The organism is Natrinema soli (assembly GCF_028618695.1).
The window spans coordinates 1-5,566 of sequence record NZ_JAQIVI010000512.1; the positions used below are offsets into that span (position 1 = coordinate 1).

Sequence of the window (5,566 nt, forward strand, 5' to 3'; positions counted from 1 at the left end):
GACGACCGTGCGGACGAGGGCGGCCGCGCCGCCGAGGGGCGCGATCGGTCCCGGTAGATCGGCTGCCCTGATCGGCCGGTCGGGTACAACGTGTGCCAATCGCTAAGTGAACCCGCGCCGTCAGGCCAACCATGTGGCCCTCTCGGACCCGCACGGAGACGGTGACCTGTCTCGCCTGTGGCACCGAGCGCCCGCGCGACGAGGCCCGCGAGTACGACAAACACGGCGACCGCTGGGACCGCGACGACAAGACGTTCGAACACCTCTGTAAGTCCTGTCACCGCGACCTCTGTCACCACCCGCGAGACGAACTCGAGGCGCTGTTAGTCGATCTCGAGGCCGGTGGTACCGACCGGGAGCGCTTCCTCTCGCGGTATCTGCAGACCGTCGAGGAGCGATACGGCGCGCTCGAGGAAAGCGAGCGGTAGCCTCGCGTCGAGCCCGGTCCGCATCCCGACACGACTTTCACCCTCACGTCCGTAGCCCACGTCATGAGTGACGACGCACAGGCCGACGCCGGGACGGTTGAAGGCCAGGGACCCGTCGAGGTCTCGGAGGATCTCGCGCGCCATCTCGAGAACAAGCGCGAGGAGCTGTTCGAGAAGTTCGAACTCCGCGACGAGTTCCCGCCCGAGGTCCTCGAGGAGGCCGAGGCCCGAACGGAGGGCGTGACGGCGGAGATCCAGGACGAGATCGGCGAGCGGGAGGATCTACGCGATCTGACGACCTGGACGACGGACCCGATCGACGCGCAGGACTTCGACGACGCGATCTCGATCGCGGAACGCGACGACGAGTACGTCCTCTGGGTGCACATCGCCGACGTGACCCACTACGTCAACCCCGAGACGGCCATGTGGGACGAGGCCGTCGAACGCGGGAACACGGTCTATCTCCCCGGCTACACGGTCCACATGCTGCCGCCGGTGCTGGCCGAGACGGTCTGCTCACTGGTCCCCAACGAGGATCGGTTGGCCCACACCGTCGAGATGCACCTCGACAAGGAGAATCTGACCTACGAGAACATCGAGATCTACAAGTCGGTCATCGAGTCCGACGAGCGGCTCACCTACGCGGAGGCCGAGAGTCGGCTCGAGGACCCCGACGCGCCGCTCCACGAGGAGAACGCGCTGGTGTACGACCTCGCCGAGCAGATGCACGAACAGCGCAAGGAGGACGGCTCGCTCGTCCTCAACCCCGCCCGAGACCGCGCGCACACCATCATCGAGGAGTGCATGCTGAAGGCCAACAAGGCCGTCACGCACGAACTCATGTGGAATCGCGGCGTCTCGGCCATGTACCGAGTTCACCCGCAGCCCAGCCCCGACGAGTGGTCCGAGGCCCTCCGGGAGATACAGGACCTCGACGGCGTTTCGATTCCCGGGAGCACCTGGGACGACCCGCGAAAGGCCGTCAACGCGACGCTCGAGGACGCCCCCGGCCGCCAGCTCGACAAGATCCAGTGGGCGGTGATGAAGGTGATGCCCCGCGCGCGGTACATGAACGACCCGTTCGGCGGCCACCACGCGTTGAACTTCGAGATCTACGGCCACTTCACGAGTCCCATCCGGCGGCTCAGCGACCTGATCAACCACTGGATCGTCTACCAGAACGACGTCCCGGAGAACCTCGTCGAGCTCTGCGACCGCGCCAGCGACAAGCAGAAAGACGCCGAGCAGTGCGAGCGCGAGTACAAGACCTTCCTCCAGGAGGTCGGGCTCGATCCGATGGCGGTCAACAACCGCGGGATCGAAGTCGTCGAAGACGAGGAAGAGGCCGAGAAAACGCTATAGAATCGGCATTCGGCCTCTTTTCCTGCTGCTCGATTGAACCACGTGCGGTGGCGCGTGCTTTCGTCCGTCCGAACGAGAGTGAGGGCGGACGAGAACTCCGTGCGAGGGATGAGTGAGCGACTGGAAGGAGCGAGCGTTAGCGCGGGACTCCGGTCCCACGAACCATCCGAACGGGTGCGAAGCACCCGTGAGGAGAAATCGGTTGGGGAGGGCGTGGCGATTCCCTGTTGCCACGAGAGCAGCGTACTCGAGTCGTCAACCGCCGCTGTACAGACCGGACCGTACAGCCGTCAAGTAAGTGTGCAAGCGGTAACGAGTTCGATCTACAACCCCTCCCGCTCGAGGAACTCGAGCACGGCCGCCGTAAACCGCTCGTCGGGGACGGTCGTCAGGTGGTCGGCGTCGTCGACGACGACCGCCTCGCCGTTGGGAAACCCGTCAGCGAGCGGTTCGGGGTCACCCGTAATATCGTCGTGCTCGCCAGCCACGATCAGCACCGGATGCTCGACCTGCGCGATCTCGTCCCAGTCCGCGGGTGCCGTTCGCGTCCGGGCGCAGGCCGCGAGCGCCTCGAGGTCATTGTCCGTCGTCTCCGCGAAGAGCCGGAAACGCTTGCCGATCGGATCCGTCACGTCCTCGGCGTCGTCGGCCAGCAGGCCGTCTGCGATCCGATCCCCGGCGTCGCTCGGCTCGAGCGTCGCCGCCCCGATACCGGCCAGGACGCCGGCGTTGAACCGCTCCGGATGGCGGTACAGCGCTTCTGTCCCGATCCGGCCACCCATCGAGTATCCCAGAAAGTCGGCGGTCTCGATCTCGAGGTGCTTGAGCAGTCGGACCACGTCGGCGGCCATCACGTCGGTCTCGTAGGCCGCCGGGTCGTGGGGGTTCTCGCTTTCGCCGTGGCCCCGACAGTCCAGTGCGATGACTCGACGGCCCGCCTCGAGCAACGTGTCGTCCCAATCGCGATTCCGCCAGTTCTCGTGCCGGCTCGAGGCGAAGCCGTGGACGAGAACGATCGGTGCGGCGGCTCCGCCGTCTCCCTCGGGGACCAGGTCGTCGTATGCGAGCCGAACGCCGTCGGAATCGAACGTCGCTCCAGTTGGCATGAGATGCCAATACACGCATCGAACACGTAACCGTTTGGACCGGTTCGCGGGAACGCCGATCGGGTCGATCGAGCGTCGGCAACCCGTTCGGCGACGGTGACGCGGTCACTCGTCCGCGGTCGATAGCTGCCGTTCGTAGACGTGCTCCTCGAGCCCTGCCGCCAGATCGGACGGGCGGGTCTCGACGCGGTCGAAGCCGCGGGATTCGTAGAACGAGACGCCGACCTCGTTGGCGGTGAGGACGGCCAACCGAATCCGATCGAACGCCGGCGAGAGACCGGTCTCGAGGCGCTCGATCAACGCGGTTCCGGTCCCTTCGTTCCAGTCGTCCGGTCGGACGTACAGGCGCGCGAGAAACGCCACGGCGGTATCTTCCGGCCATGGGACGGCGTGGGCGAAGCCGCGAGGCTCGGATCCGCGCTCGAGCCCGGCAGCGGACGACTGTCCCGGCGCTCGTTCGGCGACGAGAAACGCGGCGTCCTCGCGGCCGCTGACGTCCGTAATCGCGGACTCGAGATCGCCGATCGCGTACCAGTCGTCGACGACCTCGTCGACCGTCTCGGGCCCGAGAACGTCGTCGTAGGCGGCGTGCCAGCTCTCGCGCGCAATCTCGTGAACGGCCCAGACGTCATCGATCGTCGCCCGTCGAACGACTCGAGTCACGGAGATGGCTATCACGGCAGCCGTTAAAAAGCGGTACCCGACCGCCATCGATCCGTTACCGTCGCCGGACGCGACGAATCCGAGGGGACGACTCGAACGAGTTGCCGCTTCCCCTCGAGGGAGTATAACGAGCTTAGGGAATCATATCCTCCGAATCGGTCTCCGCGACGCAGTCCTCGCGCTCCGCCAGTTCAGCACACGCCGCTCGGAAGAGGCCGTCGAGGAGTTCGGGCGTCGTCGGGTGGTAGGCCCGCTTGGGTACCTCGCGGACGTCCAGTCCCATCTCGACGACGACCTGCATCGTTTTGGCCATCACGTCGGCGTGCCGGTGCAGCCCCTGATACCCCAACACGGTGCCGTCGTCGGCGCTGACGATCAGCGTCGCCCGGCCTTCGGAGTGGCCTTTCGTCTCGAAGACGCCGTCCGACGACGCCTCGCGGGTGACGACGATCTCGTCCATGTGCGTCGCCGCGGCGGTCGACGGCGTGTGACCGATGCGGGCGAAGGGGTAGACGCCCAGTCCCGAAAAAATCACGTGGTGCGGGACGTTCGCGTAGGGCTCGCAGTCCTCACCTCGCTGGTGGGCGACGATGTTTTCGCCGGCCGCGAACCCCTGTTCCTTGGCGACGTGCAGGATCGGCTCGCGGCCGTTGGCGTCACCGACGACGAACACGCGCTCGTCGTCGCGAGCCTGCATCGTCGACGTGACCCAGCCGTCATCTGGCTCGAGTCGAGTGTTCTCCAGTCCCAGCCCGTCGAGGTTCGGCCGACGGCCGGTAAAGCAGTAGAGTTCGTCGGCTTCGACGGTTATCTCCTCGCTATCGCCCGGACGCTCGCCACCGTCGTCTCCCTCGCCGCCGTCCTCCCGTTCGCCGTCGCCCGTCCGTTCGGCGATCAGCCGGACGCCGCCGTCGGCGGTCGACTCGAGTCGTTTCTCGTCCGTGTTCGTCAGAACCTCGATCCCGAACTGATCGCGGTAGATGTCGAGAACCGTCTCGCCGTACGCGTCTTTCATCTCCTCAAGCGGGCGCTCGTCGTGCTCGATCACGGTGAGGTCGACGTCACCGATCTCGCTGAGGTAGGGCCCGAGTTCGAGGCTGATGTAGCCGTTGCCCAGCACGATCCCCGAGTCCGGAAACGCGGTCGCGTCGAGGACGTCCGTACTGGTTCGAGTGGGGACCTCGTCGATCCCCGGTAGATCGGGGATGTTCGGCACGGATCCGGTCGCCACGACGACGTAGTCGGGCTCGAGCCGCCGTCCGCCCACGTCGAGCACGCGGTCGTCGACGAAGCGGGCGGTCTCGCGGAGGAGTTCGACGCCGTCTCGATCGGCGAGATCGTGGACGTGGCTTCGGCGGTGTTCGGCGAAGTTCGAGACGTGCTCGTCCTTGCGGGCGACGATTCGCTCGGGATCCGCCTCGGGGACGCCCTCAAGCCGATCGTCGTGACGCGCCAGATACCGGTGCTCGCCGGCCGAGAGGACGTCCTTCGACGGCATGCAGCCGCGGAGAATGCAGAGTCCGCCGCCGGGATCGCCGTCGTCGATCAGCGTCAGCTTGAGGTCGTCGGTGAATTCGTCGCGTCGCTCGCAGAGTTCGTCGGCGACGGCGACGCCAGCACTGCCGTATGCACCGACGATCGCAACGTGTCCCATAGCGGTCGTTCGGGGCCGACGCAAAAAGACGTTTGTTCGGACTGTCCGTCCTGACGGCTCGAAAACGCGGAAGACCGGGGGCGGCTCGTTACCGTCGGATCCGGGCGGCGGTCCCGATCAGCAGGGCGACCAGCGCGGCTCCGGCACCGAATCCGGGGACGCTGTCGTCACCGTTGCCGCCGTCGTCATCGTCGGAATCGGTACCGTCGGAACCGTCACCGTCCGAATCGGCACCGTCGGCGCTCTGGATCGCGAGGTCTCGCTCCGAGAAGTGGTTGACCGCCACGAGCACGTCGGCCGTCGCCGAGGCGTCGCTGGACTGGGTCACCATGTAGCGGGACTCGTCGCTC

The 5,566-nt window shown here is 66.4% G+C and carries 6 protein-coding genes; 2 read left to right on the forward strand and 4 right to left on the reverse strand.

All coding sequences use genetic code 11. The features are described 5' to 3' along the window. The first annotated feature begins 131 nt into the window (after positions 1 to 131). A complete protein-coding gene (locus PGX04_RS25445) occupies positions 132 to 428 on the forward strand; it encodes a DUF7562 family protein (RefSeq protein ID WP_273741050.1) in 297 nt (98 codons plus the stop codon). Positions 429 to 491: 63 nt separating this feature from the next. Further along, positions 492 to 1,793 carry an RNB domain-containing ribonuclease gene (locus tag PGX04_RS25450; protein ID WP_273741051.1) on the forward strand — a complete coding sequence of 434 codons (1,302 nt, stop codon included), beginning with the start codon at positions 492 to 494 and terminating at the stop codon, positions 1,791 to 1,793. Between the two features lie 323 nt (positions 1,794 to 2,116). Here the strand turns inward: PGX04_RS25450 and PGX04_RS25455 are convergent, their stop codons facing one another. The 4 genes from PGX04_RS25455 to PGX04_RS25470 all read right to left on the reverse strand — a co-directional run. Beyond that, the gene (locus tag PGX04_RS25455) at positions 2,117 to 2,899 is read right to left on the reverse strand and encodes an alpha/beta fold hydrolase (RefSeq protein WP_273741052.1); all 783 of its coding nucleotides are present in this window, start codon (positions 2,897 to 2,899) and stop codon (positions 2,117 to 2,119) included. Positions 2,900 to 3,004: 105 nt separating this feature from the next. Beyond that, positions 3,005 to 3,562 (reverse strand): GNAT family N-acetyltransferase, encoded by a 558-nt coding sequence (locus PGX04_RS25460; protein ID WP_273741053.1) that lies wholly within the window; start codon positions 3,560 to 3,562, stop codon positions 3,005 to 3,007. A 133-nt stretch (positions 3,563 to 3,695) separates the two neighbouring features. Further along, the gene (locus tag PGX04_RS25465) at positions 3,696 to 5,216 is read right to left on the reverse strand and encodes a dihydrolipoyl dehydrogenase family protein (RefSeq protein WP_273741054.1); all 1,521 of its coding nucleotides are present in this window, start codon (positions 5,214 to 5,216) and stop codon (positions 3,696 to 3,698) included. Positions 5,217 to 5,304: 88 nt separating this feature from the next. Next, a partial coding sequence (locus tag PGX04_RS25470; RefSeq protein ID WP_273741055.1) for a PGF-CTERM sorting domain-containing protein occupies positions 5,305 to 5,566 on the reverse strand: 262 nt, incomplete at its 5' end.

Bases quoted from the DNA above. Each gene is read 5' to 3' on its own strand.
- PGX04_RS25445 (WP_273741050.1), top strand. From the start codon at position 132: ATGTGGCCCTCTCGGACCCGCACGGAGACGGTGACCTGTCTCGCCTGT.
- PGX04_RS25450 (WP_273741051.1), top strand. From the start codon at position 492: ATGAGTGACGACGCACAGGCCGACGCCGGGACGGTTGAAGGCCAGGGA.
- PGX04_RS25455 (WP_273741052.1), bottom strand. From the start codon at position 2,899: ATGCCAACTGGAGCGACGTTCGATTCCGACGGCGTTCGGCTCGCATAC.
- PGX04_RS25465 (WP_273741054.1), bottom strand. From the start codon at position 5,216: ATGGGACACGTTGCGATCGTCGGTGCATACGGCAGTGCTGGCGTCGCC.